This window comes from Mesorhizobium tianshanense (assembly GCF_007830515.1).
In the GTDB taxonomy this organism is placed as follows: Bacteria; Pseudomonadota; Alphaproteobacteria; order Rhizobiales; family Rhizobiaceae; genus Mesorhizobium; species Mesorhizobium tianshanense.
Map to the genome: position 1 here is coordinate 15888 of NZ_VLKT01000041.1, position 23299 is coordinate 39186.

The 23299-nt window shown below is 61.6% G+C and carries 24 protein-coding genes, 1 tRNA gene and 5 pseudogenes; 14 read left to right on the forward strand and 16 right to left on the reverse strand.

Annotated elements, in window-relative coordinates:
- Nucleotides 1-46 precede the first annotated feature (46 nt).
- From IQ26_RS27205 to IQ26_RS27230, 6 genes are read left to right on the forward strand one after another with little or no spacing between them, the layout of a single operon-like run.
- A complete protein-coding gene (locus IQ26_RS27205) occupies nt 47-1561 on the forward strand; it encodes a sugar ABC transporter ATP-binding protein (protein ID WP_145721467.1) in 1515 nt (504 codons plus the stop codon).
- Nucleotides 1554-2555, forward strand: coding sequence for an ABC transporter permease (locus tag IQ26_RS27210; protein ID WP_145721468.1), 1002 nt, complete (start codon nt 1554-1556; stop codon nt 2553-2555). Before IQ26_RS27205 ends, IQ26_RS27210 begins: the two co-directional genes overlap by 8 nt.
- On the forward strand, nt 2552-3547 hold the full coding sequence (locus IQ26_RS27215) for an ABC transporter permease (protein WP_145721469.1): 996 nt from the start codon (nt 2552-2554) through the stop codon (nt 3545-3547). Before IQ26_RS27210 ends, IQ26_RS27215 begins: the two co-directional genes overlap by 4 nt.
- Before the next feature lie 5 nt (nt 3548-3552).
- Complete coding sequence (locus IQ26_RS27220; RefSeq protein ID WP_145721470.1) at nt 3553-4401, forward strand: sugar phosphate isomerase/epimerase family protein; 849 nt, start codon at nt 3553-3555, stop codon at nt 4399-4401.
- Between the two features lie 4 nt (nt 4402-4405).
- On the forward strand, nt 4406-5872 hold the full coding sequence (locus tag IQ26_RS27225) for an FGGY family carbohydrate kinase (RefSeq protein ID WP_145721471.1): 1467 nt from the start codon (nt 4406-4408) through the stop codon (nt 5870-5872).
- Nucleotides 5862-6554: a class II aldolase/adducin family protein gene (locus IQ26_RS27230; protein ID WP_145721472.1), complete on the forward strand. Its 693-nt coding sequence runs from the start codon at nt 5862-5864 to the stop codon at nt 6552-6554. Before IQ26_RS27225 ends, IQ26_RS27230 begins: the two co-directional genes overlap by 11 nt.
- Nucleotides 6555-6686: 132 nt before the next feature.
- Here IQ26_RS27230 and IQ26_RS27235 read toward each other — a convergent pair.
- Nucleotides 6687-6945: pseudogene (locus IQ26_RS27235) on the reverse strand (IS5/IS1182 family transposase); the annotation flags it as partial.
- Nucleotides 6946-7089: 144 nt separating this feature from the next.
- On the opposite strand from IQ26_RS27235, the gene IQ26_RS27240 reads away from it, so the two are divergent.
- The 3 genes from IQ26_RS27240 to IQ26_RS39245 all read left to right on the forward strand — a co-directional run bounded on the left by IQ26_RS27240 (nt 7090) and on the right by IQ26_RS39245 (nt 8641).
- Nucleotides 7090-7695 (forward strand): MerR family transcriptional regulator, encoded by a 606-nt coding sequence (locus tag IQ26_RS27240; RefSeq protein ID WP_145721473.1) that lies wholly within the window; start codon nt 7090-7092, stop codon nt 7693-7695.
- Complete coding sequence (locus IQ26_RS27245; RefSeq protein ID WP_145721474.1) at nt 7692-8327, forward strand: RES family NAD+ phosphorylase; 636 nt, start codon at nt 7692-7694, stop codon at nt 8325-8327. Before IQ26_RS27240 ends, IQ26_RS27245 begins: the two co-directional genes overlap by 4 nt.
- Before the next feature lie 167 nt (nt 8328-8494).
- Nucleotides 8495-8641, forward strand: a complete 147-nt coding sequence (locus IQ26_RS39245) for an adenine nucleotide alpha hydrolase family protein (RefSeq protein ID WP_156090957.1) — start codon at nt 8495-8497, stop codon at nt 8639-8641.
- Nucleotides 8642-9179: 538 nt separating this feature from the next.
- Here the strand turns inward: IQ26_RS39245 and IQ26_RS27255 are convergent.
- From IQ26_RS27255 to IQ26_RS27270, 4 genes are read right to left on the reverse strand one after another with little or no spacing between them, the layout of a single operon-like run.
- The gene (locus tag IQ26_RS27255; protein ID WP_145721475.1) at nt 9180-9425 is read right to left on the reverse strand and encodes a MoaD/ThiS family protein; all 246 of its coding nucleotides are present in this window, start codon (nt 9423-9425) and stop codon (nt 9180-9182) included.
- Complete coding sequence (locus IQ26_RS27260; RefSeq protein ID WP_145721476.1) at nt 9425-11689, reverse strand: xanthine dehydrogenase family protein molybdopterin-binding subunit; 2265 nt, start codon at nt 11687-11689, stop codon at nt 9425-9427. The genes IQ26_RS27255 and IQ26_RS27260 overlap by 1 nt, the downstream gene beginning before the upstream one ends.
- A gap of 2 nt (nt 11690-11691) precedes the next feature.
- Nucleotides 11692-12168 carry a (2Fe-2S)-binding protein gene (locus IQ26_RS27265; RefSeq protein ID WP_145721477.1) on the reverse strand — a complete coding sequence of 159 codons (477 nt, stop codon included), beginning with the start codon at nt 12166-12168 and terminating at the stop codon, nt 11692-11694.
- Nucleotides 12168-13028: an FAD binding domain-containing protein gene (locus IQ26_RS27270; protein ID WP_145721478.1), complete on the reverse strand. Its 861-nt coding sequence runs from the start codon at nt 13026-13028 to the stop codon at nt 12168-12170. The genes IQ26_RS27265 and IQ26_RS27270 overlap by 1 nt, the downstream gene beginning before the upstream one ends.
- Nucleotides 13029-13408: 380 nt before the next feature.
- Between IQ26_RS27270 and IQ26_RS27280 the strand changes: the two genes are divergently transcribed.
- On the forward strand, nt 13409-13657 hold the full coding sequence (locus IQ26_RS27280; RefSeq protein ID WP_145721479.1) for a hypothetical protein: 249 nt from the start codon (nt 13409-13411) through the stop codon (nt 13655-13657).
- 84 nt (nt 13658-13741) lie between these two features.
- Here the strand turns inward: IQ26_RS27280 and IQ26_RS27285 are convergent, their stop codons facing one another.
- The 5 genes and pseudogenes from IQ26_RS27285 to IQ26_RS27305 form a co-directional block, all read right to left on the reverse strand.
- Nucleotides 13742-14134, reverse strand: coding sequence for a hypothetical protein (locus IQ26_RS27285; protein WP_145721480.1), 393 nt, complete (start codon nt 14132-14134; stop codon nt 13742-13744).
- Between the two features lie 43 nt (nt 14135-14177).
- Nucleotides 14178-14540 carry a nucleotidyl cyclase domain-containing protein gene (locus tag IQ26_RS27290; protein WP_240547254.1) on the reverse strand — a complete coding sequence of 121 codons (363 nt, stop codon included), beginning with the start codon at nt 14538-14540 and terminating at the stop codon, nt 14178-14180.
- Between the two features lie 63 nt (nt 14541-14603).
- Nucleotides 14604-14876, reverse strand: a pseudogene (locus IQ26_RS27295) (integrase core domain-containing protein); the annotation flags it as partial.
- Nucleotides 14877-15101: 225 nt separating this feature from the next.
- A complete protein-coding gene (locus IQ26_RS27300; RefSeq protein ID WP_145721481.1) occupies nt 15102-15395 on the reverse strand; it encodes a hypothetical protein in 294 nt (97 codons plus the stop codon).
- Nucleotides 15396-15692: 297 nt separating this feature from the next.
- Nucleotides 15693-16229 (reverse strand): MgtC/SapB family protein, encoded by a 537-nt coding sequence (locus IQ26_RS27305; protein ID WP_145721482.1) that lies wholly within the window; start codon nt 16227-16229, stop codon nt 15693-15695.
- 980 nt (nt 16230-17209) lie between these two features.
- Here IQ26_RS27305 and IQ26_RS27310 point away from each other — a divergent pair.
- Nucleotides 17210-17283: transfer RNA gene (locus IQ26_RS27310), tRNA-Cys, on the forward strand.
- Between the two features lie 238 nt (nt 17284-17521).
- Here the strand turns inward: IQ26_RS27310 and IQ26_RS27315 are convergent.
- A pseudogene (locus tag IQ26_RS27315) lies at nt 17522-17855 on the reverse strand (YciE/YciF ferroxidase family protein); the annotation flags it as partial.
- A gap of 222 nt (nt 17856-18077) precedes the next feature.
- Between IQ26_RS27315 and IQ26_RS27320 the strand changes: the two are divergent.
- Entirely contained in the window at nt 18078-18278 is a 201-nt protein-coding gene (locus IQ26_RS27320) for a CsbD family protein (RefSeq protein WP_145721483.1), read from the forward strand.
- A gap of 234 nt (nt 18279-18512) precedes the next feature.
- Here IQ26_RS27320 and IQ26_RS27330 read toward each other — a convergent pair whose 3' ends face one another.
- Complete coding sequence (locus tag IQ26_RS27330; protein ID WP_145721484.1) at nt 18513-18878, reverse strand: hypothetical protein; 366 nt, start codon at nt 18876-18878, stop codon at nt 18513-18515.
- 147 nt (nt 18879-19025) lie between these two features.
- Here IQ26_RS27330 and IQ26_RS40580 point away from each other — a divergent pair.
- A pseudogene (locus IQ26_RS40580) lies at nt 19026-19772 on the forward strand (IS5 family transposase).
- Nucleotides 19773-19982: 210 nt separating this feature from the next.
- Here the strand turns inward: IQ26_RS40580 and IQ26_RS27345 are convergent.
- The 4 genes and pseudogenes from IQ26_RS27345 to IQ26_RS41615 form a co-directional block, all read right to left on the reverse strand.
- The gene (locus IQ26_RS27345) at nt 19983-20678 is read right to left on the reverse strand and encodes a saccharopine dehydrogenase family protein (protein WP_145721486.1); all 696 of its coding nucleotides are present in this window, start codon (nt 20676-20678) and stop codon (nt 19983-19985) included.
- Between the two features lie 23 nt (nt 20679-20701).
- A complete protein-coding gene (locus IQ26_RS27350) occupies nt 20702-21055 on the reverse strand; it encodes a saccharopine dehydrogenase NADP-binding domain-containing protein (protein ID WP_145721487.1) in 354 nt (117 codons plus the stop codon).
- 499 nt (nt 21056-21554) lie between these two features.
- Nucleotides 21555-21761: a hypothetical protein gene (locus IQ26_RS27355; RefSeq protein ID WP_145721488.1), complete on the reverse strand. Its 207-nt coding sequence runs from the start codon at nt 21759-21761 to the stop codon at nt 21555-21557.
- A 130-nt stretch (nt 21762-21891) separates the two neighbouring features.
- Nucleotides 21892-22104 (reverse strand): annotated as a pseudogene (locus tag IQ26_RS41615) (phosphoribosyltransferase); the annotation flags it as partial.
- A 339-nt stretch (nt 22105-22443) separates the two neighbouring features.
- Between IQ26_RS41615 and ku the strand changes: the two are divergent.
- Nucleotides 22444-23292, forward strand: a complete 849-nt coding sequence (gene ku, locus IQ26_RS27365; protein ID WP_145721489.1) for a non-homologous end joining protein Ku — start codon at nt 22444-22446, stop codon at nt 23290-23292.
- The last annotated feature ends 7 nt before the right edge of the window (nt 23293-23299 follow it).

Sequence of the window (23299 nt, forward strand, 5' to 3'; positions counted from 1 at the left end):
CCCGGCTGCAGCACTGCAAACGCGATTGGGTCCAGGGTTCAACTCGATGGCTGATCAGGCACTCGATGGCGCCGCGTCACGGCCGCTGCTGTCGCTCCGCAACATCAACATGACGTTTGGCGGCGTGAAGGCGCTGAAGAATGTGAGTTTTGAGGTGCTGCCGGGCGAGGTGCATTGTCTCGCCGGCGAGAACGGCTCTGGCAAGAGCACGCTGATCAAGGTCATTACGGGCGTATATAAGCCCGAGGCGGGCGCAATGATCGACTATGATGGCCAAAGCTATTCCCAAATGTCGCCGGTAACGGCGCAGGCCGGCGGGATTCAGGTCATCTGGCAGGACCTCGCCCTGTTTCCCGAGATGACCGTTGCCGAGAACATCGCATTCCAGACTGTCATCGGCCGCTGGCCGCGGCTGGTGAACTATGCCGAAATGCGCCGTGTCGCGACCAGCGCCTTGCAACGCCTTGGTGTTACCCTCGATGTCGATCTTGCACTCCACCATTTTCCCATCGCGCAGCGGCAGATCGTAGCAATCGCGCGCGCCCTCGTCGGCGAGGCGAAGCTCGTCTTCATGGACGAGCCGACCGCGTCGCTCACCCAATCCGAAACCGACTATCTGCTCGACATTGTGCGCAATCTGTCGGCGTCGGGCGTCGCCGTTGTGTTCGTCAGTCATCGCCTGGCGGAGGTGCTCGAAATCTCCAGCCGCGTGACCGTGCTGCGCGACGGTGGCCTGGTTGGCGTCTATCCAACCAAAGGCCTGACCCAATCGCGCATCACCGAGCTGATGACCGGCAAGACCTTCGACCATTCCGTCCTGCGCCGCGACTTGGCCAAGAGCCCGGTCGTGCTTGAGGTTGAGGGGCTGTCGCGGCCCGGCGAATTCGAAGATGTGTCATTGACGGTCAGGCGCGGTGAGACGCTCGGCATCACCGGACTGCTCGGGGCAGGGCGCACCGAGTTGGCGCTGACATTGTTTGGCATGCGCAAGCCGAAATCGGGCTCTATCGTCCTCAATGGCAATCTCGTTCGCTTCGGTTCCAACCGTGACGCGGTCGCCGCCGGCGTCGCCTATCTTTCGGAAGACCGGCTGTCGCTCGGTCTCATTCAGCCCCAGGCAATCGCCGACAACATGGTCATCGCCTCGCTGGACAAGATTCTTGCGGGCGGCTTCATTTCGAGCGATCGCAAGCGATCTCTGGTCAATGGCTGGATAAGGGATCTCGGCATCAGGATTGGAAGGCAGGACGACGCGATCTCGACCCTGTCGGGGGGGAATCAGCAACGTGTCGCCATTGCAAAATGGCTGGCGACCGATCCGAGGCTGCTTATCCTCGACGCACCGACGGTCGGCGTCGACGTCGGCGCACGCGCCGGCATTTTCGATATTGTTTCCAAGCTGGCCGACAGCGGCCTGGCGATTATCCTGATCTCGGACGAGGTGCCTGAAGTCTATTATAACGCGGACCGTGTGCTGCACATGGCTCAGGGGCGCATTGTCGGCCAATATGCGCCGGGCGCTGCGACCCTCCAGGCGATCGAGGAGGCGGTCTATGCGTAGGTTTGTCCGCTCCCACGCAACGGAACTGGCCTTGCTCGCCGTTATCGCAGTCATCTGCGTCTTCCTCTCGTTTGCGTCACAGCGGTTCTTCACCCTCGGCAACGCGTTCGACCTTCTCAACACCAGCTCGGTCAACATCATCTTCGCCGTCGGCCTGCTCGTCGTGCTGATTGCCGGCGGCATTGACATCTCCTTCGCGGTTGCCGCCTCCGTTGTGCAATATCTGACGGCAACCGTTCTCGGCTGGATCGGTGGCGGGAATTGGACTGTCGGCCTCATCATCGCTGGCGCATTGGGCGTCGCGTTGGGCTGCATCAACGCCTTGCTGATCCACAGGTTCAGGATCATCTCGATCGTCGCCACGATTTCGACCTTCAACATTTTCTTCGGCTTGCTGATGTTCTTCACAGGCGGCGTGTCGATCTACAATCTGCCGGACTGGCTCACGACCCGCGTCGTGCTGTTCGAGCGAGAGATGGCTGACGGCACCTGGGCGGAGATCACCCTGCCTGTGCTCATTATGGCCATATGCGTGTTCGCGACCTGGGCGTTGATCACGCGCACCACCACTGGTCGCCAACTCTACGCATTTGGCGACAATCCGGAGGGCGCGCGCCGCTTCGGCATCAACATCGGCGCCATGCAATTTATCGCCTTCGGCTGGCTTGGCCTGATGGCGGGCATCGCCGGTCTCGTCCAAGCGCATTACGCGCAGGAAGTGGTGCCGAACGCCCTTTATGGGCGCGAACTCGACGTCCTGGCAGCCGTGGTCCTTGGCGGTGCGCGGCTTGGCGGCGGCAAAGGCAGCGTATTCGGCTGCATTCTGGGCGTTCTGTTGGTCTCGATCACCCAGAACGGACTCAATTTGATGGGTGTGTCGCCTTTCGCGTTCAAGATGATCGTCGGCGCCATCATTCTTGCCGCCATCACCCTATCGAACACCAGCATCGAACGTCTGCTGCCGTTCCTGAAAAGCCGGCGGGCGCCGTCATGACGGTTTGGATTGAACGCGCCCGCAACGCGCTCGGCCCCGAGCTGGCAGGTCCGCTTGCCGCGTTCGTGATGGTCATGATCGTGTTCGGCATTGCCGCGCCAAACTTTCTTTCCCGCGCTACCTTTGGATCCGTCGCCTTCCAGCTGCCGGAGCTCGGTCTGCTCACACTCGCCATGCTGCTGCCGATCCTGACTGGCGGCTTGAACCTGGCCATCACCTTCACCGCCAACATGGCCGGCCTGACGCTGGCCTGGGTACTGCAAAGTCAGGGAGGCGTCGACGCGGGCATCGGCGCCTTTGTCCTTGGCTCGATCCTTGCCATCGCGGTCGGAGCACTGAGTGGACTGATCATGGGGCTCGTTATCGCCTACACCAAGGCTCACCCGATCCTGGTCTCGCTGTCGATGATGATCTTCCTGCGCGGTCTCGGTGAATTCCTGACGCGCGGCGGCGACGTGTCCGGCATTCCCGGCTTCCTCGCCCGGATCGGTTACGGTTCGATTCTTGGCATCCCGGTGCCGTTGCTCATTTTTGTCGCGTGCGTGCTGATCTGGCACATCCTGCTGACGCGCATGAAGCTAGGCTTCAACACCTATATGATCGGCTCCAACATCGAGGCCACGCGCTATTCCGGTATCAATACGCGCAAGGTGCAGGTTCTGGTCTACACATTGTCCGGCGCGATGTGCGCAGTCGCCGGCATCATCATGCTGGCGCGCTTCAATTCGGTGCGTGTCGGCCACGGCGAATCTTACCTGCTGATCACCGTGCTTGCCTGCTTCCTCGGCGGGGTCAATCCGTTCGGCGGCTTCGGTCGGGTGATCCCCGTCTTCGTTGCGCTGGTCGTGCTCCAGCTTCTGTCCTCGGGGCTCAATCTGATGGGAGCCAACCAGCATCTTGCGACGGCGGTCTGGGGCATCCTGATGATCACGGTGATGATCCTGCGCTGGCTTGCCGGGCGCCTCAAATTCCTAAACACAAACAGAAGGTGAGTTAGATGCATGGTTTTGGAGTCCACACCTCGATGTGGACGATGAACTGGGACCGGGCCGGTGCCGAGAAGGCGATTGCGGCTTCCGTCAAATACGGGATGGACTTTATCGAGATCGCGCTTCTGAATGCGCCGGCGGTCGATGCCGCGCATACCCGCGCCTTGCTCGAAAAGCACAATCTTCCTGCCGTTTGCTCGCTTGGCCTGCCGGAGCGCGCCTGGGCCTCGGTGCGGCCGGATGCCGCCATCGAACATCTCGAAGTGGCCATCGACAAGACGGCGGAAATGGGCGCGCTGGCGCTTTCCGGCGTGATTTTCGGTGGTATCGGCGAACGCACCGGCGTGCCACCGACCGAGAAGGAATACGACAACATCGCGCATGTGCTGACGGTCGCCGCCAAGCACGCCAAGAAGCGCGGCATAGAACTTGGAATAGAGGCCGTGAACCGCTACGAGAATCATTTGATCAACACCGGCGCGCAGGCCGTGTGGATGGTCGAAAAGGTCGGGGCCGACAACATCTTTGTTCATCTCGACACCTATCACATGAACATCGAGGAGAAGGGGGCGGCCAATGGCATTCTGGCCGCCCGCGACCATCTGAAGTATATTCACTTGTCTGAGAGCGATCGCGGCACACCTGGCACCGGCAACTGCCCCTGGGACGAGATCTACGCGACGCTGGCGGCGATCGGCTTCACCGGCGGACTTGCCATGGAAAGCTTCATCAACATGCCGCCGGAAGTCTCCTACGGCCTCTCAGTCTGGCGGCCAGTCGCAAAGGACGAGGCCGAAGTGATGGGCAATGGCTTGCCGTTCCTGCGCAACAAGGCTCGCCAATACGGTCTGATCTGACACAATGGATGACGGGCAGAAGGTCAACGGCGCGAGGATCGCCGTCCTCGATGTCGGCAAGACCAACATAAAGCTTTCCGCGATGACGTGCGACGGCATTTTCGTGGAAAGCCTCTCGGTCCGCAACGAAGTGCGCTCCGGCCCACCTTGGCAGCATCACGATCTCGATGGCATTGGCGACTGGCTGTTCGGTTCGCTCGCCACGTTGTGCCGACACCATCCGCTGGAAAAAGTGGTTGGCACCGGACATGGCTCTGCGGGCGTTCTGGTCAACGCGGATCCCGACGATACTTCCGCTTTGCCGATGATTGATTATGAACAGGATCTGCCGCCTGCAATTCGCGATGGCTACGTGCCGCTTTCGGGCGATTTCTTCGATCGTGGCAGCACCATCATGCTGAAGGCCGCCCACCAGGCGCGCCAGCTGTACTGGATGCAGCAGGTTGATCCCGAACGCGTCGCTCAGGCCCGTTGGTATCTGGGCTTGCCCCAATATTGGGCCTGGCGGCTGTCGGGCGTGCCATCGGCCGAAACGACGGTCCTGTCGGCGCAGTCACATCTGTGGAACAACGTGCGCAAGAAGTGGGCGCCCATTGTGGCGGGGCAGGGATGGAAGCGCCTCATGCCACCGGTCCGTTCAGCCTGGGAGACGCTGGGGCCAATCCGCAAGGATCTGGCGCGCCGGCACGGCATACCGGAAAGACTGTCCGTTCTGACCGGCGGCCACGACAGCAGCCTCAACCTCTACCGCTACCAGGCGGCAGGCATGCCCGATGCCTGTGTGATCTCTACCGGAACCTGGATCGTTGGAATGTGCGCGGCGACACCGCTCCACCAACTCGATGAAAATCGCGCAATGGTGTTGAACAGCGACGTGGCAGGACGCCCTGTCGGCGGCGTCCTGACGATGGGCGGACGAGAGTTCAGCCATGTGGCGGGGCAGGGGCAGGAAGGCAATGCGGCCGACGGCGCGCTGGTCAGCTTGTTGATTGAGCGGGGCACTTTCGCACTGCCGTCGTTCGGCGACGATGACGGCCTCTTTCCCGGCAGCGCCGGGCTCGGCCGGTTTGAAGGGCCGCCTGCAGAAACCCCTGCGCAGCGCAAGGCGCTCGCGGTGCTCTATGCTGCGCTGCTGACGTGGGAATGTATCGATGCGCTGAACGAAAACGGGCTGGTTGCATTGGATGGCACCTTCCTGCGGGACCCGCTCTACGCCACGCTGGTTGCCGCGCTGCGGCCAACCGCCGAAACGGTCTACAACCTCGACTCCTATGGTACCGCTTCGGGTGCGGCGTTACTTGGCGAACATGAAACTCGTCACACCCCGGCTCCGATCGCGCTCAGCCTGCCGGCCCCCTTCGCTGGCGATCGTGAGGCGCTGAGGGCCTATGCACGGCGGTGGCGCGAACTGGCAAACAGACACGTTCTTGCGAAGACAAGACCAGCAAAAGGACCGACCGATGACCGATGACAATGCTCTGCGCCGCGAGATGGTGGATATTTGCCGGCGGATGAACTCCAGCGGCATCAACCAGGGCAATGCCGGAAACCTGTCGGTGCGCTCCAGCGACGGTTTCCTGATCACGCCCTCATCGCTGCCCTACGAAACGATGACGCCCGAGGACATCGTCGAGATGAGCTTTGATGGCACCTATGTCGGCCGAAGACCCTCCTCGGAGTGGCGCTTCCACCGTGACATTTTGAGGGAGCGGCAGGAGATCAACGTCGTACTGCATTGCCACTCGCTCTACGCCACGACGCTGGCCTGCCACCATAAGACGATCCCGAGCTTCCACTATATGACAGGAGTGGCGGGCGGTACGACCATCCGCTGCGCGCGCTACGCGACCTTTGGCACGCAGGCCCTGTCCGACAATGCCTTGGTTGCGCTCAAGGACCGCTTCGCCTGCCTGCTCGGCCAGCACGGCCAGATTTCGCTCGGCAAGACGCCGGAAGCAGCGTTATGGCTGGCGATCGAGGTCGAAACCCTGTCTCGCATGTACGTCCAGGCGCTTACCCTTGGCGAGCCGCCGGTCCTTTCCGACGAGGAGATGGCGCGGGTGATCGAGCGGATGCAGAAGATGAGTTATGGCCAGGCGCCGGATCCAGAGGGGACGAACGATCTGGCGCGGCCGCGCGGCGCTGCGGCCTAGACACCGCAGTGGGCGGGCGCTGCTTGAGCTATCCTCACCCGGGATATTAAAACAGTTCAGTATCAATTGGTTAGGCAAGCTTCCTCAGAGCTATGTTAAAATGACTAGGTCGACCGTGAACAATCTTGACCGCTAAGCGGCAAGCTGCTTCGGCCGGTTCAGGAACGCGGCGATCAAGAGCCACAAAAACGCCTTCAGCCTTGAGCAAGAGGGAGAAGTTGTAGCCGGCTGCGGCCAGGATGGCGTTGATCGCATCGCCTTGGGTGTGAGCGAGGTAATTGCGGCCCATTCTGTGTTCGTTCTTGATGTGGCCGATCGCCGTCTCGACGGCCGATCGCCGCCGCATCTAGCGCTTGACGGCCGGTGTCACGCGGCGCTTCTGACGGGCGGTCGTTGTCGGCGGGCTCGGGCTTGGCTACACGGCCGTCGCCGCGCTCCAGAATCTGAACGTGCGCTCGATGGCCCCTGCATAGTGATAGGTTGACGTTGGCAATAGAGCATCCATATACTCCCCAAGACAACCAACGAGGTTTTTATGGTCCGCACCGCGCCAAACCCGAGCAGCACACGTTCTGATTCCCTGCAGGCAGCCTTTCTTCGTCGCGCAACGTCGGCGCTCGAGCGCATGGCAGCCACTGCTTCGCCGAAGACCCTATCCGACGCCTTGGCTGCCCCAACCGACGCGGGTTCTCTCGCATGGCTCCTCAGTCGGTCCGAGGTTGTCGGTCCGGCCGTCATCGAGCTCGACCCACTCGTTCCCGCCTTGGCAAGGAACCTCGAACACCGCAAGCGGCTGATTGAGCGCGCTGGCGGCACTTTGTCGGCCGAGGATACAGGTCGACTTCTCGGCATCTCGCGTCAAGCTGTCGACAAGCGCCGGCGGGCCGGAGCGTTGCTTGCTGTTCGCGAGGGAAGCGACTGGCGCTATCCCGCCTGTCAATTCGGTGAGACGGACGTCGTCGCCGGTATCGCGGATGTCATTCGAGCCTACGCTTCGGCCGGGCCGTGGGTGGCGCTCGATTTCCTGCTCGCGCCCGACTCGGCGCTTGGAGGGCGATCGGCCCTTGAAGCGCTGAAGTCCGGCGATCGAGACTCGGTCCTGCGCCTCCTTCGCAGTGAGGCGCAGGACGGGTTTGCATGAGGTTGAGGAAACGGGCCGCGCCCCGCGGTCCATCCGGGCTTGCGCCACCTCCTCCCGAATGGCTCGCTGACATATCGCTGCCGATCGACGAGATACAGGTGTTGCACCGTGTCCACCGTTCGTCGCTCGACCCGATCTTCTTCGGCCCGGGGCCCAACGTGCCGCCGACGAACCGCTTTGACAGTGCCAGCGGACGGTTCGGAGTCCTTTATGCCGGTCTCACCCTTCGCGGCGCCCTGGCCGAAACCCTCGTGCGCAATCCGCAACGTCTCATGGTGGCCATGACCGATATCGTTGGGCGCTCCGTATCCGGGCTTGTCTCTGACCGTTCCTTGCGCATTGTACGCCTGTATGGAGCGGGACTGCAGACGGTCGGGACGGATAACTCGATTTCGACCGGACCCTATGAGCCTTGCGGCCTCTGGTCGGACGCCCTATGGGATCACCCAGACCGTCCGGATGGATTAGCCTACCAGTCGCGCCATGACTCAAGCGAGATCTGTCTCGCCATCTTTGAAAAGGCCGACGTCCGTCCTAAAGCTAAAGGAACTCACGCGTTGTCCAGCATGCTTGGAGACGTGGCCGCAGTGCTCGACAGCTACGGCAAATCCGTCTCCCCGCCCCTCGAATAATTCGATGCCCAGCCGCACGTTGATTCCGCAGGCACAGATCGCGGGCATCTCGCTTTGGCGCATCGCCTGAGGCCAACCTGCACATGGTCTGTGTCGAGGGGAGCTGCCACGCCTCCCCACCACGATAGACGAGGTGGTGGGAGGACAAGCTCGATGAGAACCATCGGTTGGAGCCGGTCATCGCGCAGGCGCAGTTCCAGGCCAGGAGCGCCCATGTGAAGCTCGAGACGCATGTCGTTGCGGGCCATGCGGTGCCTGCCATCATCGACTTCGTCGAGCGCGAAGGATTCGACCCGAACATCGGCCAGCCATGATCGATTTTGCGCGCGGCGAGCCAGGCCCCTTCGGGCACAATGCCTGCGCGAGGCAAAACGCAATGGACAGAGCCGATGGCCTCTCGAGGGTAAGGCAGACGCCAAGGATGCAGCGCGACGCCACATCGGTGACGATCCTCAGGTACGCTCGGCCGACGAATGTCCCTCCGCCCTCGATCACCGCCACGAAATTGATGTCGGTGGGCGTATGATCGATCTGGCAGATATCGAGCGGGCGCACGGCGTGGATGTAGCCCGGTCGAGGTTTGAGCCGCTGTAGATGCCTTGGTTTGCTGACCGCTTCCTGGCGATCTCCTTCGGCGAGAACAGTATCGGGATGCGACGGTCAGGTAGGAGGGCTCACACCGGCCGCGCTCCTCCGTTCCTCCCGGAGCGGGCGCAGGTTTTCGGGTGAAATCGTTAGCGGGAAATCATGCCCATCTTAACGCCCAATCCTAACGAGCACATGACGTTCCGAGCATTTGAAAATCGAGAAGTAAAAGCGACACTTGTCTTCAGGTGTGAGCCCGTTGTCCAGTTATCCCCCAACAAGACGCGGCAGTAGGAAGATTTCCGCGCCTTGTGGCAATTCCTTCGACCAGGTGTCACGATAGATCGTCCCGTCGATGGCGACTGCGATGCCGCGGTTGATATAGGGCTCGAGGCCGGGATACTGCTCAGCCAGCTTCCTGAACAGCTCCCGAATATCCTTGGCCTCGATCTCGATCTTGCTCTTGCCTCCGGCGGCCGCGCCGAGCGATCCCCAGAGCGTGACTTCGACCATCAGCCTGCCTGTTCCGCCTCGATCGCCGCCAGAATCCGTGGCGGTGACATAGGGATATGCGTCATCCGCACGCCCGCGGCGTTCGACACCGCATTGGCGATCGCCGCCAGCGGCGGCACGATCGATGTCTCGCCGACGCCACGCACCCCGTAAGGATGGTTGGGATTGGGGATCTCGAGGATCTGCGTGTCGATCATCGGCAGGTCCGAGCAGACCGGGATGCGGTAGTCGAGGAAGCCCGGGTTCTGCAGCCGCCCGTCTTTGCCGTAGATGTATTCCTCGTTGAGCGCCCAGCCGATGCCTTGCGCAGCGCCCCCCTGGTACTGCCCCTCGACATAGGTCGGGTGCACCGCCTTGCCCGCATCTTGCACGACCGTGTAGCGCACGACCCTCGTGGCGCCGGTCTCCGGATCGACCTCGATATCGCAGATATGGGTGGCGAAGGAGACGCCGGCGCCGTCGGCGACGAGCTCGCTGTGGCCGGCGATCGGCCCTCCCGTTTTTCCTGACGCGGCCGCGATCTCCTTCAGCGACAGCGCCGCAAGGTTGCCGTACTTGTCGCCTTTGGCAATCGCATGGCCCTTTTCCCAGACCACGTCGTCGACCGGGATGTCCCACGTCTGCGCGGCGCGTTCGCGCAGGATCTTGATGGCGTTGCGGGCAGCCGAGATCGTCGCCATGGAGGAGGAAAAGGTGCCGCGGCTGCCGTCCGTCATGTCGTTGTAGCCGAGGCTGGAGGTGTCGGCGACCACGGCCTTGACCTGTTCATAGGCGATGCCGAGTTCCTCGGCCGCCACCAGCGACAGCGAGGCGCGCGAGCCGCCGACATCCACGGTTCCGACGGCAAGCGAGACCGAGCCGTCCATGCCGATGTTGAGGTCGGTACAGGTCTGGCCGCCGAAGTTGAACCAGAAGCCGCAAGCCATGCCACGGCCCTGATTCTTGCCCAGCGGTGCCTTCATATGCGGATGGTTCTTCGCCGCTTCCAGCGTCGGGCCGATGCCGATCGGGCCGTATACCGGGCCGTAGGATGATCTGGTGCCTTCCTGGGCGGCGTTCCTGATCCGGAACTCGACCGGGTCCATGCCGACCTCCTTGGCCAGCTCGTCGACGGCACTTTCGACCGCAAAGGCCGCCATCGGCGCCGATGGCGCGCGATAGGCCGCCGTCTTCGGCCGATTGACCAGCACCTCGTAGCCGACCGTCTTGACGTTCTCCAGCTTGTAGCAGGCGAACGCGGTCATGGCGCCGAGCTCGGCCCACATGCCGGCATAGGGGCCGCAGGAATAGCGCAGCGTCGCCTCGGCTGCGGCGATCGTGCCGTCCTTGCGGGCGCCGATCCTGACGTCGATCGAGGTGGCGCTTGTTGGCCCCGAGGCGCGGAACACCTCCTCGCGCGTCATGACCAGCTTGACCGGCCGGCCGGCCTTGCGCGACAGCGCCAGCGCCACCGGCTCGGCCCAGACATGGGTTTTGCCGCCGAAACCGCCGCCGATCTCCGAGGAGGTGACGCGCAGCTTGGAGACATCCATTCCGAGAAGTTGGGCGCAGTGCTGGCGGTAGACGAAATGGCCCTGCGTGCAGACCCAAAGGTCGGCGGTGCCGTCGGAGCTGACGCTCGCCACGCAGGCATGCGGCTCGATATAGCCCTGGTGCGTCTGCTCGGTCCTGTAGGAGCGTTCGACGATGTAATCGGCCTGCGCAAAACCCTCATGGACATCGCCATGGCCGTACTGGCTGCGCTTGGTGACGTTGGACGGCTTGGCGGGCTTCTCCTCAAGGCCTTCGGTGAAGATGGTGTCGTTGAGCACGGGCGCTGAGTGCTTCATCGCCTCGTCGACATCGGTCACATGCGGCAGCACCTCGTAGTCGACCTCGATCAGCTTCAGTGCCTGCCTGGCCGTGCGGGCGTCGACCGCGGCCACCGCGGCCACCGCATGGCCGTCATAGAAGGCCGTCTTGCGCGCCATGCAGTTGTCAAGGATGTCGTACATGGCGGCATCGCCGTCGGTGAGGTCGGGCAGGTCGGCGGCGGTGATCACCGCCTTCACGCCGGTGAGCTTCTCCGCCTTCGAGGTGTCGATCTTCCTGATCACCGCGTGCGCGTGCGGGCTTCTCAGAACACGCCCGACCAGTTGGCCGGCCATGTTGAAGTCGGCGCCGTAGCGGGCACGGCCCGTCACCTTGTCGACGCCGTCGGGACGGATGGGACGCGTGCCGACGGATGTGAAATTGCGAGTGGAGTAACGCGGATCGAAATTCATCGTCAGGCTCCCTTCATCACGCTTGCGGCGTCCTGAACCGCTCGCACGATCTTGTCATAGCCGGTGCAGCGGCAGAGGTTTCCGGCGAGGCCGAAGCGGATTTCCTCCTCGGTCGGATCGGGATTCTTGGCCAAGAGGTCCTTCGCCGCGATCAGGAAGCCTGGCGTGCAGACGCCGCATTGCAGGGCCGCGTGCTCGAGGAACTTCTGCTGCAGCGGATGCAGCCTGTCGCCATGCGCCATGCCCTCGACGGTCTCGACACGCCGGCCCTCGGCCTCCGCGCCAAGCACCAGGCACGAGCACACCAGCCGGTCGTCGAGGATGATGCTGCAGGCACCGCAGTCGCCGGTCCCGCAGCCTTCCTTGGCGCCCGTCAGCCCGAGGCGGTCGCGCAGCACATCGAGCAGCGTCTCGTCCGGTTGGCAAAGGTACTCGACATTGTCGCCGTTGATTGTCGTTGAGACTGCTACACCAGCCATCATTTGCCTCCTGCACGCGCATAGGCGGTCGTGGCGGCCCGCCTGGCCAGCACGCCCGCAACTTTCCTTCTGAATTCGACGGTGCCCCGCTTGTCGTCGATGGGGCGGCAGGCGCCCGAGCAGACCTTGGCGAGCCGCTCCAACGTCGCATCGTCCAGCTTGGAGCCGATGAGAACCTCGGCGGCCTCCTCGACCAGAAGCACGGTCGGCGCTGCGGCGCCCACAGCAACGCGGGCCGATTCGACGGCACCTTGCTCATCAAGCGTCAGGTTCACCCCGGCGCTGACCACGGCGATGTCCATCTCCGTGCGTGGAATGAAACGCAGATAGGCATCGCCCGAGCGCGGCGCGCGCCTGTCGAGCAGGATCGCCTCGATGATCTCACCCTTGGCGAGCGACGTCTTGCCCGGCGCGGTCGGCACGGCCTCCACGGGAATCGTGCGCCTGCCTCCTGGCCCGATAATCAATGCCCTGGCGCCGGCGGCCACCAGCGCCGGCACACTGTCGGCCGCCGGCGAGGCGTTGCAAAGATTGCCGACGATTGTGCAGCGTCCCTGAACCTGCTTCGAGCCAATCAGCCTGGCCGCTTCGACGACGCCCGGCCATTCCCTCTTCAAGGCCGCGCTCTCTCCCATCAGGGCGCAAGGGACCGCAGCACCGATGCTGAAGCCCTCGGCTGTTTCCCTGATCTCGCCCAGCCCGTCGATCGCCTTGATGTCGACGATCAGGTCGGGTTCGATAAATCCGCCTTTCATCCTCACCAAGAGGTCGCTGCCTCCGGCGAGAATGGCGGCCGTACCGGTCGAGCCGGCCAACAGGCCAGCGGCCTCTTCTAGTGAATGCGGACGTATGTAGCGCATCGTCTCCCCTTGGTCATCACAATCCCATCAATCTGTTATAAAGCGTCCCTTCAGAATGGCCATCCGGTTCCTGGCTGCAGGTTTTTGCGATGCTCAATATTGCACCCGGCTTCAATCCAAACGCCGCGCGTCACCAACGGGTATTCGGATCTCATCCTGGAGGAGCAGACGTGGGTACGCACGCGCACTCATCAGTTGGCATGATGATCCCGCTGAACGTCCAGTAACTTGTGAAGCCAGATAGACGGTGGACGACAGGTCCGCAAGTCTACCGCATCAGCGACCATTTGTCCGCCGAAACGGAATTCGCCAGGCCGGGGAACATTGTCGATAGCCGCGACGTTCATAGCGGGAAGGGACGCTGTTTGCGGAGGCCTGTGATGGGCCAGTTCGAAATGATCGATCTCGTTACCGTCATCAACGACTGCACGACCGGCCGCGCCGCAGGGCGATTGGTGTCGATGGCCAAAGCCGTGGAAGAATTGCGGGTGCTGACCGGGGACTTCATCTCGCCGGACGAAATCGTGGCCAACGCCCTGTCGCCGGTGGCGCTGCAGCGCGGCTGCGCGGTTCTGTTCGACGAGCAGCCAGGCGCCGATATCCTGCGCACGCCAGGGCAGGACGCCTGACTGGCGGAGGACGCCTGAGCGTTACGGAACATCGACAGCCGCGCCAACGGGCGCTGCGTACGTTGGACGGCGCGGTGCTTCACGCTATCCACGTGAGTGAGCCAATAGGAGAAACTCGAATACACCGCCCAACTGGCGGTCGGGGTCAACGGCAACAGAGCTGTCGGCAGCGGCATCGTAATGCAGGTCGATAAAGTACTGCGACAACGGGCCGGCCTGCACGGCCACACGCACGGCAAGCTCCTTGTAGCTTTCCTCCATGCGCGTTAGCGTCTCGATGAGGGTTGCAACCGGCGTCGACTGCGGTGCGGGCTGTTGATAGAACACCGACAGGTCTCCGCCGAAGGCCAACTCCTCGCCCCTGACCCAGTCAAGCGCCGTACCCGGCGCCACCTCGAGATTGCCCGTTGCAGCATCCCTGACCAAACCCGGCGCGCCGCCGACCCTCGTGATCTCGCCGTCATCCAGCCCGAACAAGTGTGAGGACGAAACCCGGCTTCCCCTGAAAGGTCTCGCGGTGCTACCTATGCGCGAGAAGGTCTTTGGGGGGCACATGATCCTTAATCGCCCTCGAAAGCGTCGAGCGGATTCGAATCAACAGTGACGATGATGTCGCCAAGATTGATCCCGATGCGGAACTTGATGTGCCGATCCTCAGGAACCCCATATTGCGCTCGACCATGCCGCGCTGGATTTCAACCGCGCAACGCGCCGCGTTGATAACGCTGCCGAACTCGACCAGGAAACCGTCGCCCATCACCTTGAACATTCGCCCGCCATGCTTGACTACGGTTGGATCGAAGAACTCGTGGCGAAGCGCGACCAGCGTGCTTTCCTCATTGGCCTCCACGAGCCGGCTGTAGCCAACAACGTCGGTCGCCACAAGGCCGCCAGCCGGCGCTCAACCTGAACCGCGCCGGGTTTTCCGGAGGCCGTTTCGTTTGAGTCACGCGGCCATGGCTGGTTCTTCCAGCATGGCATAGTAGCGTTCCTCGGCTTCGGCCAGCGGGATGTTGCCGATGGGCTCCAGCAGCCGGCGATTGTTGAACCAGTCCACCCACTCCAACGTCGCGAACTCGACGGCCTCGAACGAGCGCCATGGTCCGCGTCGATGGATCACCTCGGCCTTGTAGAGGCCGTTGATCGTTTCGGCGAGAGCATTGTCGTAGCTATCGCCGACACTGCCCACCGAAGGCTCGACGCCGGCAGCGGCCCGACGGGCGCTCAAGGATCACGAGAGGCCGCCGGGCCCGACCGGCTGTCGGTTTGGGGTTGCGGTCGCCGGCTGGGCAGTTATAGGCGCTCCATGCGTGTTTACTAATTTAGTAAAATTGTCATGTTCCTTAACCATGGCCGTCAAATCGGATGAGCCTGGAGGCGACTCCATGGCTAAACGGGTGTGGGTAGCGCGCTCTGTGGTCCGCGAATGCGAGCAGTATCGTTTTTAGTCTGCGCGATCCCTAAGCACTGTCCGTTCGCGCTTCCAATTCGTGATAGAGTCCTGGTCGACCGTGACCAGGTCGCCAATCTTCACGGTCACCTTGCCGTCTTCATCATCGACGCGCGTGGCGTAGCCAATTAGCTCAACCTTGATGCCGGGCTTTGCCTTCTTTGGCGCGTCGATGGAGTAGGGAAAGTTGTAGGTCGGGATGCTAACGCTCGCGAGGCCGTCCGGGAGTATCTTCAGAATTGTTGCCGTCAGCGTGATTTCATCGCCGATCAGGATATCCCGCGCCATCCCATGATTCTGGTGTGGCTTTGGCTGTCGTCAAGCGGAACATTAGCCCTTCCTAACAGTTTGATACAGGCAGTGGGCTGTATGTGCCCCCCTCTGTCCACTGCAGATGCCGGTGAAGCCCGCGCTCGGTATGGGGCGCGGGCCTTACCATGGGCGGGCGCTCAATGTATTGAACGGCCGACCGGCGGACTTTGAGGAGCTGCACGCGGCGCCGATGTCTCGGGGATAGCGCAGTGCTGCTCGGGTTGCCTGGTGCCGCGTCAAATCAGTTCAGCCCTTGCACGCGGGGCGTTGTTCTCAGCCTTTGCGCCGCTTGGACACATCTTCTTCCGACGTGGGCTTTCCTTGTCCGGCGTTCTCGCCAATCCCGGACTTGGCGGCAAAACTATAAAGAAGGCCTGCCACGACAAGCACCAAAAGCGTGCCGAGCACCGCCACCTGCCACAGACCTAGCCCGCACGCCACGCCAATTGCGCCAGACAGCCACATGCCTGCACCGGTCGTCAGCCCGTGGATCTCTCCTCTCGAAAACAAAATCGATCCGGCAGCAAGGAACGCGACACCAGCGGTAACCGCTTCGACAACACGAATCGGATCGACCTTCACGGATTCCTGCAGAAACATCGGCGCGTGAACGATTTCAATCGTCAGAATACCGAAAGTAGCCGCTGCCACGCAGACCAGGATATGGGTGCGAAGCCCGGCGGGCCGATTTCGCCACTCGCGTTCGAAACCGATCGCAGCACCGAAGATCGTCGCCAGTAGAAGCCTCGCCGCAATAACTGGAAACGGGACGTATGTCGGATGGCCGAATTCTTGGAAAAGATATTGCATGAGCAGCCCAGGGTGACCGGCCACAACGTGCTCGGGCCGGCCAGGTTCCCCATGGTCTGCCGGAGGGAGCGCCGGCCTCCACCTGCGAAGTTCACCCCGAACACCTTCCCAGGTTTGTCGGGGGGCGGCCGGCACTAGTTGGGCGGGGGGCTTGATAAGGCGCCGGCCTAACGGATTGGGGATCCGCTGCCGCTGGATAGTACCGCGTATGGCAATTCGGGCAATTCCGTGATCGCGGAGGGCCCAGCAGCTATGACGGCGCCCTGACGGCGCACTTGGGAAACTGGCCATTGGCTCTGTCCTTCATCGCCTGATTTACCTCCGACTGAGTGGCGCAAGCACGGCCGTCAAACTTCACCCCGAAGCCTTTCGCTTCAAGACACCGGACTATGTAACGGTCTCTCAGCCCCTGGTTGACGTCGTAGGTTGTCGTTGATCCCGGAATATTAACCGCCCCTATCGTGTTGCAGGAGACCACGGTCCCGTACGTGTTGCACTGGACCGTGCCGGGGTTGCTGTAACCAGGGTGGTAATCAGTTGCGATCGATTGCGGAATATCCCTGAAAGAGGCGATTTTGCACTGGTCGACCGCCGCAACTGTGGAGCGCAAGTCGACGCCTGGCTTGAAAACGATAGGCGTTGGCCCGGTCTGACAGCCTGCAAGTATGACGACAGCAAGTAAAAACGGTTTGCGCATGAGTGATTCCCCCCTCCGCGCAATGGACGTCAAAAGCTTCGCCCTCGCAAGGTCGCGTTTGACGTTTTCAGCATGGGCAGTAACGGAGAGCGCATCACATCCACTCTGCCGCCGGATACTCAAAAAATCGTCGGCCTTCAGATTTCCAGTGCCTCCCTCAGTGGATGGCAATCGCGACCGAACTGCACGAGAAATTTCTAGCGGAACGCCATTCCCCTACGGCTGGCCGTCCGGGAATCGACAGGTTGACTAAGCGCTGATGGATTGGGCATAGAGGCCCCAAGGTCTGAGGGCGGGACGGTGACGCATCGGTCTGCAAAACCGACGTAGTGGGTTCAATTCCCACTCAGACCTCCAGCTCCTGGCGCTGATTTTCCGCTGTAATCGATTATAGACGCAAAACGTTGTGCCGGCCTGCCACCGTTGATGCTCCCCCATGTTGCGTCCATGTCGCGTGGACCTGCCGATAGTGGCAGGAAACCAAGCCAAATCAACCGTGCGCAAGTTTGTACGCAAGATCACTCAAAGGGCTGTGGCGGAGATAGCGGAACCCGAGCTATCATATCCCCGGCTCCGTGGATCGGCAATAAAAGGACTACGCGGCTTCTTGAAGGGCACGTTGATTGACGCCGCCCTCGCCGAGGCCCGGACAGCGCTTCGTCCGTAGCGAGCTCCTCCTTGAGCGTCGCGTTGAGAAGGGCGACAACGTCGCTCTTTCCCATCTGTTCCGCCCAGGCGATCAGAGTGCCATACCGGGCGATCTCGTAGTGCTCGACGGCTTGCGCCGCCGCTACCAGTCCGGCATCAAGCGCCGGAGCGCCCTGATATTCCTCAAGGATTTCGGAGCCTTCCTCGAGGATGCCGTCGATCGCCGGGCAAGTCTTGCCGCGCGCTTGTTTGCCGAACGCTTCGAACACCTCCTCTAGGCGCCGATCGGGGAATATCCGGTCGACCATGGCTCCAGTGAAGGACGCAGTTTAGTCGCGGCCGTTTTTTTTGTGCCGGCAATGGAACCTTCAGCGGTCGCTAATCTTCATTCCGAGAACTGATATCGCACTCGGTGTCTGTACAAGATCGGGTCCTTCGAGGCGGGAAGGTGGAAGAATGCGCTTCGGGAAGTGCCCGGCAAAGCACTAACAAAGGAGGAAGCCATGAATTGGGATCAAATCAAGGGAAAATGGACGCAGTTCAAAGGCAAGGCCAAGGAGCAATGGGGTGACCTCACCGACGATGACCTCGATCGCATCGAGGGCAATCGAGATCAACTCGTAGGACGCATTCAGGAGCGATATGGGATCGCCAAAGAAGAGGCAGAACGGCAGATAGATGACTGGTCTACAAGGATAAGCTGAATGTCCCAACGCGACGTTGCCTCAGCCCGATTAGGAGGGAATTCGTAAAGAGGTTTCGCAACGCCGTCTACCTCGATACGCAAAACAGAATACGTTCCGGAGCGCCGGCATCTTTTCGGTGTGGTTCGTCGCCAGCGGCAAACAATACGAGTTGAGGACGTGCCGCCGGAGACTTTTTGCCGCGTTCAAAGCCGCCTTTGCCAAGCGCCGCTATTTCAACGACCGCATCCGCAATTAGCCCCCGACTTCCTCGACCTGGGAGCAGGCATAGGCTTCGGCGACGCAATAGTGGTATTTTCCCTTCTTCGAGCAGCCGTACTGGGCGTATTGCGCCTTTCTCCAATCGTTGTATTTGCCGCCGAAATTCCTCCAGGCCTGGAATTCCCAGTTGCCGCGTGCCTTCTGCTTGGCCCTGTCGATCTTGGTCGCCTTCTGGGTGTGCGAAGCGATGTAACTGGCCTTGCAGCTCTTTCCCGGCGTCGCGCCGTTGGGCGCGCGGGCATCGGCGGGGATCGTGAGGCCCGCGAGGCAGACGGCGGCTAGCGAAGCGAGCGCGAACCGTCTGCTGCGTGACACGGTGAGGCTAAATTCTCTAGACATGACATATCTCCTTTTGACTGCCGGCCGACGGTGCGAGGGTGCCGCAATTCCACGGCAATTCGGGCTCGTCCGGCTCCGTCGTCCTGGTGACGATGGTGCGGAGAATTGTCCGCCCGTGCTTCGGGCGAATGTCGTCCTGGGGAGCCGATTATTTCATTTGTTTCAGGGCGAGCCGCGAACCTGTCGGGGCGGCTTCCCGAGCGACACGGCGGGGATGGTCAAGGGCAAGGGCAAGGGCAAGGGCAAGGGCAAGGGGTCTTCCTCGCCGACCATCTTTTCGAAGCGGTCCTATGGGTGGTGCGCACAGGCAGCCCGTGGCGGAACCTGCCCGCCTTCTTCGGCAACTGGAACACCGTCTTCAAGCGATACAGCGACAGGGTCAAAGCCGATGTTTTCATTGCCTGCTCGGACGCGCCCGACATGGAATACGCCATGGTCGACGCCACCATCGTCAAGGTCCATCGCCACGGCCAGGGCGCAAAAAGGGGGACTCAGAGCCAGGCCATCGGCCGCTCCAAGGGCGGCATGACCACCACGATCCTCGCGCTCACCGACGCGCTCGGCAATCTGGTCCGTTTCGTTCTCCTGCCCGGTCATCGCTTCGACACCGTCGGCGTGCCACCGCTGATAGATGGCCTCTGCTGAGATGCCCTCATCGCCGACAGGGCCTTCGACAGCTACGCCATCATCGCCGATCTCAACGAGCGCGGCGCCAAGATCGTCATCTCGCAGCATCCGCGCCGGACCAAGCCTCTGCCACTCGACGCCGAGATCTACAAATGGCGTCATCTGATCGTGAACTTCTTCTGCAAGCTCAAGGAGTTCAAGCGCATCGCTATACGCGCCGACAAAACCGACATCAGCTTCAACGCAATCTCGCCGCAGCCGTCATAAACTCTCGATGAATCTCAACAGGCCCTAGGCCAGCGCGAGAAAACCCGCCGCCGATTTTCCCTAAATTTTCAGCCGATAGGGCACCTTGGCCCGCCCTCACTTGCGAAGTCGCGTCGAAATTCAGAAATCGCTCTGGCCGAAGCGACGCTGCCGGAGCGGGTGTGCCTTCTCAGGGAGGGTTCGGGAGGTAGCGCGCCTTTCCGTCGCTGCTCAGGCGGCCCACTCGATGTCGGTGTCAGGGAAGTTGAGGATAAACTCGCGGCCAAACGCTTGGCTAGCGGTCGCAAAGCCGCATGGCACCTGGCGGGCAATTGAGAGTTGCAATGCCGCGACGGCCGTCAGCGTAGTGAGATGATACCCGCTGAGCGTTTCAAGGGTCGCCGAAACGGACTTGCCCGATGCGTTCGTGACACGTCCCCACAAAGACGAGCGCGCTGTGGTGCGGACTTCGTCCGAGGGTCCCTTCACGTTGCGGTCGACCCACTCCATGGCCAGGGTTTTCAACGGCCAACTACCGAGCAAGGGTAGGGCGAAGCGGATTCGACGCATGCGAGCGATTTGCGTGGGCGGCGCCGAGGTATAGACCTCGATGTTGGGAATTCCGGTCGAGTAATAGGCGCTGGCGACGTCGCCCCACGGAATCGACATGGCCATTAGCTTGCCGTGGCGAAACGGCACCTCCATTGTCTTCCAGGCGGTGGGAACTCGGCGAATTACGCCGTTGATCCGGGCGCGGCCACCTGATGGGAGTGCCTCAATCATCGTTTTGGTAGTGCCCGGGCTCATGCCGCCCAAGGCGATGAATGCCAATTCGAGTCGCTGCGCGGCGGGCAAGCGCTGGGCGAGCATGGCGGCCAGACAATCGCTGGGAACGACATCGAATCCCACGGCCGGAATCAATGCCACGCCAGCTTGCTTCGCCCGGTCACTCAATGACGCAGCGCGTCGATGACGTCGATCTCGCCGGTGATGTCCAGATAATCGGCCCCGGCAGCAATACACGCTTCCATCATGGGTCCGGCGGTCTGCGAGAACGGGCCGGCACAGTTCAGCACCGTTGAGAAGCCGCGCAGGCAATCGGTCAATTGGCTGGCCGAGGCGACGGGGAACGTTAGCGAAGGACAGTTCAACTCGCTGGCCAGCGTCGCAACCCGCTCTTCATTCCGGCCAGCCAGCGTAGGTTGAAGTCCCAGCGTCACAGCGTGCCGCGCGATCAGACGGCCTGTGTAGCCGGTGGCGCCGTAGATAGTGATTCCCGCGGACAGGGGATCGGAACTGTTCATCACAATGCTACGACAAAATCCCGCGCGCCGGCTCAAGTAATCCGACACGACATAGCGCTGCAGGGTCGCGACCGGACGCTATCGAAGTATAGCGAATTCTTAGCGGGCCGCATCCCCGAAGGCCTTACAATTGAGAAATTGCTAATGTGAGGCTGGCCTGTCGCGACGCTCGTCGAACCTGGTTGATCGGGCACAATGGTGTCACTTTATGCGCTGCGTACGGCGAACGTCAGCAGCCTCGCTCGGATTTTTCCTTGGTCTATATTAGTGGATCCCTACAGCAGGTTATAGATCGAGCCGCCCTTGACGTTTATATGCTGCCCAAGCCTCGGCGGGCACTGCCGAATCTGCCCGGGCCAGCCAGTCCGCGCGCTCAGCCTCGGTAAGCGAATTCCACCACTACATACCGGCCATTTCGTCAGCAGTCGGATTCCGGTTCGGTTCGTCTGCCATTTTCTTATCCTTGCATAAGACTCGAGTGCCCAAAGGCCCGGGACTATCAGAACGGCCATAAGCCGGCCAAAAAAGCCAGCATTTCGCTGCTCCAATGCATGGAGTTTTGGTACCAGCCAGACACCGTTTCATAAGCAACCTGCAGTGCACCCAGGAAGAAAACGAAACAGATGACGATAGCAAATAACTTGCCAAACCCCTCGTCACCCTTCGGGTCGCTGCTCTGGTAAACGTAATCCTGTCGATTAAACATGATCCTCTAACGGTCCCGGTCGTCGCGGTCGCGTTCCCTTCTTTCCAATTCCTCGCGCTCCAACTCCTCGAGGCGAGGAATATGCTGTTGCGCCGGATCGGTCCGGGTTGTCTCGCCGCCGCGTTGTGCGGCCATATTCGGAATGGCCCGGCGCGCCGATCTTGCGCACAAGCAGCACGTCGAGCCGGGCACGGAGCGCGTTCGCCACCTCGAAGCCAACCGGTACCCCGCCACGCGGCAGCGCCAGCACCGGTGGACCGGAGCCTGCGAACCCGGCCTATGCGGCGGCAAGCTGGCGCCCCGCATCCGTTCGACCTCTGAATCTCGGCACGTCAAGGATCATCGCCTTCGCCTTCCCAGGGATGAGTTTGCGAAACGGCGATCGAAGGCAATTGTTTCGTCATCCGTCGATATTTAGCGGAATGGGGCGATTGGCCGGTTCTGCCTCTCGGCGGTTTTTCCTATGCTGAAATCCGACATTGAAATGGTTCTTGCTGCCTTCTGTCTGTTCCGAATTGCGCTTGCGCTCATCGGTTCCACGGCATCAGCCGACAGTCGGGTCCTCCTGACTGTGGAAGGCGAGCGATCTTGCCGGCGAGCGTTGGGCGCGCGACGAAACGCTGCTGGAACAATCGATCACCCCTGCGCGTTCGACTGTTTTGCACCTTCCCGGGGATCCTTGATGGCGCCGCGTCCTTTCTGGAAAGGCTATTTGAAGCTCTCGCTCGTGACCTGTCCGGTCGCAATGACGCCCGCTAGCACCGAGAGCGAAAAGGTTCGCTTCCATACGCTCAATCGCAAGAGCGGGCATCGCGTCGTCAGCCAATATGTCGATGCCGTCAGCGGCAAGCCCGTTGCTGAACATGACGAGGTGAAGGGATATCAGCGCGGCGAGGACGAATACGTCCTCCTCGAGGATGATGAGCTCGACGCGGTCGCGCTGGAGAGCACGCGTACCATCGACATCGACATGTTCGTCGATGCCGACAGCATCGGCTGGATCTGGTACGACAAGCCCCACTATCTCACCCCGGACGATCCGGTCGGGGAGGAGGCATTCTCGGTTATTCGCGACGCCATGCAGAAGACAGGGACAGTCGGAATATCGCGACTGGTCATGTACCGCCGCGAGCGCGCCGTCATGCTCGAGCCGCGGGGCAAGGGCATCGTGCTGTGGACACTGCGCTATGGCGACGAGATTCGCGATCCCGAGGACTATTTCGGCAAGATCGACGATACCAAACCCGACCCGAAAATGATGAATATGGTCTCGACCTTGATCGATGAGCGAACCAGGCAATGGGATCCAGGCATGACCGGAGATCCCGTCCAGGCACGGCTGCTGGAGATCATTGCCTTGAAAAAGAAGGGCAGGAAGCGTCCAGCCAGGGCGAGGGCCAAGGCCGAGCAGCCGCCCAGCAACGTCATCAATATCATGGAGGCGCTGCGCAAGAGCATCAACTCGGAGGCTGGAAAGCGAAAAAATAGGCGCCTGGAAGCGGCCGGGTCGGGGACAAAGGCAACGCAATGAAAGTCAT

Excerpts from the sequence above, each read along its gene's own strand:
- IQ26_RS27320 (WP_145721483.1), top strand. The coding sequence starts at position 18,078 with ATGAATTGGGATCAAATCAAGGGAAAATGGACGCAGTTCAAAGGCAAG.
- IQ26_RS27350 (WP_145721487.1), bottom strand. The coding sequence starts at position 21,055 with ATGAACAGTTCCGATCCCCTGTCCGCGGGAATCACTATCTACGGCGCC.
- IQ26_RS27265 (WP_145721477.1), bottom strand. The coding sequence starts at position 12,168 with ATGGCTGGTGTAGCAGTCTCAACGACAATCAACGGCGACAATGTCGAG.
- IQ26_RS27330 (WP_145721484.1), bottom strand. The coding sequence starts at position 18,878 with ATGTCTAGAGAATTTAGCCTCACCGTGTCACGCAGCAGACGGTTCGCG.
- IQ26_RS27210 (WP_145721468.1), top strand. The coding sequence starts at position 1,554 with ATGCGTAGGTTTGTCCGCTCCCACGCAACGGAACTGGCCTTGCTCGCC.
- IQ26_RS27280 (WP_145721479.1), top strand. The coding sequence starts at position 13,409 with ATGGGCCAGTTCGAAATGATCGATCTCGTTACCGTCATCAACGACTGC.
- IQ26_RS27305 (WP_145721482.1), bottom strand. The coding sequence starts at position 16,229 with ATGCAATATCTTTTCCAAGAATTCGGCCATCCGACATACGTCCCGTTT.
- IQ26_RS27230 (WP_145721472.1), top strand. The coding sequence starts at position 5,862 with ATGACCGATGACAATGCTCTGCGCCGCGAGATGGTGGATATTTGCCGG.
- IQ26_RS27220 (WP_145721470.1), top strand. The coding sequence starts at position 3,553 with ATGCATGGTTTTGGAGTCCACACCTCGATGTGGACGATGAACTGGGAC.
- ku (WP_145721489.1), top strand. The coding sequence starts at position 22,444 with ATGGCGCCGCGTCCTTTCTGGAAAGGCTATTTGAAGCTCTCGCTCGTG.
- IQ26_RS27260 (WP_145721476.1), bottom strand. The coding sequence starts at position 11,689 with ATGAATTTCGATCCGCGTTACTCCACTCGCAATTTCACATCCGTCGGC.
- IQ26_RS27225 (WP_145721471.1), top strand. The coding sequence starts at position 4,406 with ATGGATGACGGGCAGAAGGTCAACGGCGCGAGGATCGCCGTCCTCGAT.
- IQ26_RS27255 (WP_145721475.1), bottom strand. The coding sequence starts at position 9,425 with ATGGTCGAAGTCACGCTCTGGGGATCGCTCGGCGCGGCCGCCGGAGGC.
- IQ26_RS27240 (WP_145721473.1), top strand. The coding sequence starts at position 7,090 with ATGGTCCGCACCGCGCCAAACCCGAGCAGCACACGTTCTGATTCCCTG.
- IQ26_RS27205 (WP_145721467.1), top strand. The coding sequence starts at position 47 with ATGGCTGATCAGGCACTCGATGGCGCCGCGTCACGGCCGCTGCTGTCG.
- IQ26_RS27355 (WP_145721488.1), bottom strand. The coding sequence starts at position 21,761 with ATGTTTAATCGACAGGATTACGTTTACCAGAGCAGCGACCCGAAGGGT.
- IQ26_RS27300 (WP_145721481.1), bottom strand. The coding sequence starts at position 15,395 with ATGGCGCGGGATATCCTGATCGGCGATGAAATCACGCTGACGGCAACA.
- IQ26_RS27245 (WP_145721474.1), top strand. The coding sequence starts at position 7,692 with ATGAGGTTGAGGAAACGGGCCGCGCCCCGCGGTCCATCCGGGCTTGCG.
- IQ26_RS27270 (WP_145721478.1), bottom strand. The coding sequence starts at position 13,028 with ATGCGCTACATACGTCCGCATTCACTAGAAGAGGCCGCTGGCCTGTTG.
- IQ26_RS27215 (WP_145721469.1), top strand. The coding sequence starts at position 2,552 with ATGACGGTTTGGATTGAACGCGCCCGCAACGCGCTCGGCCCCGAGCTG.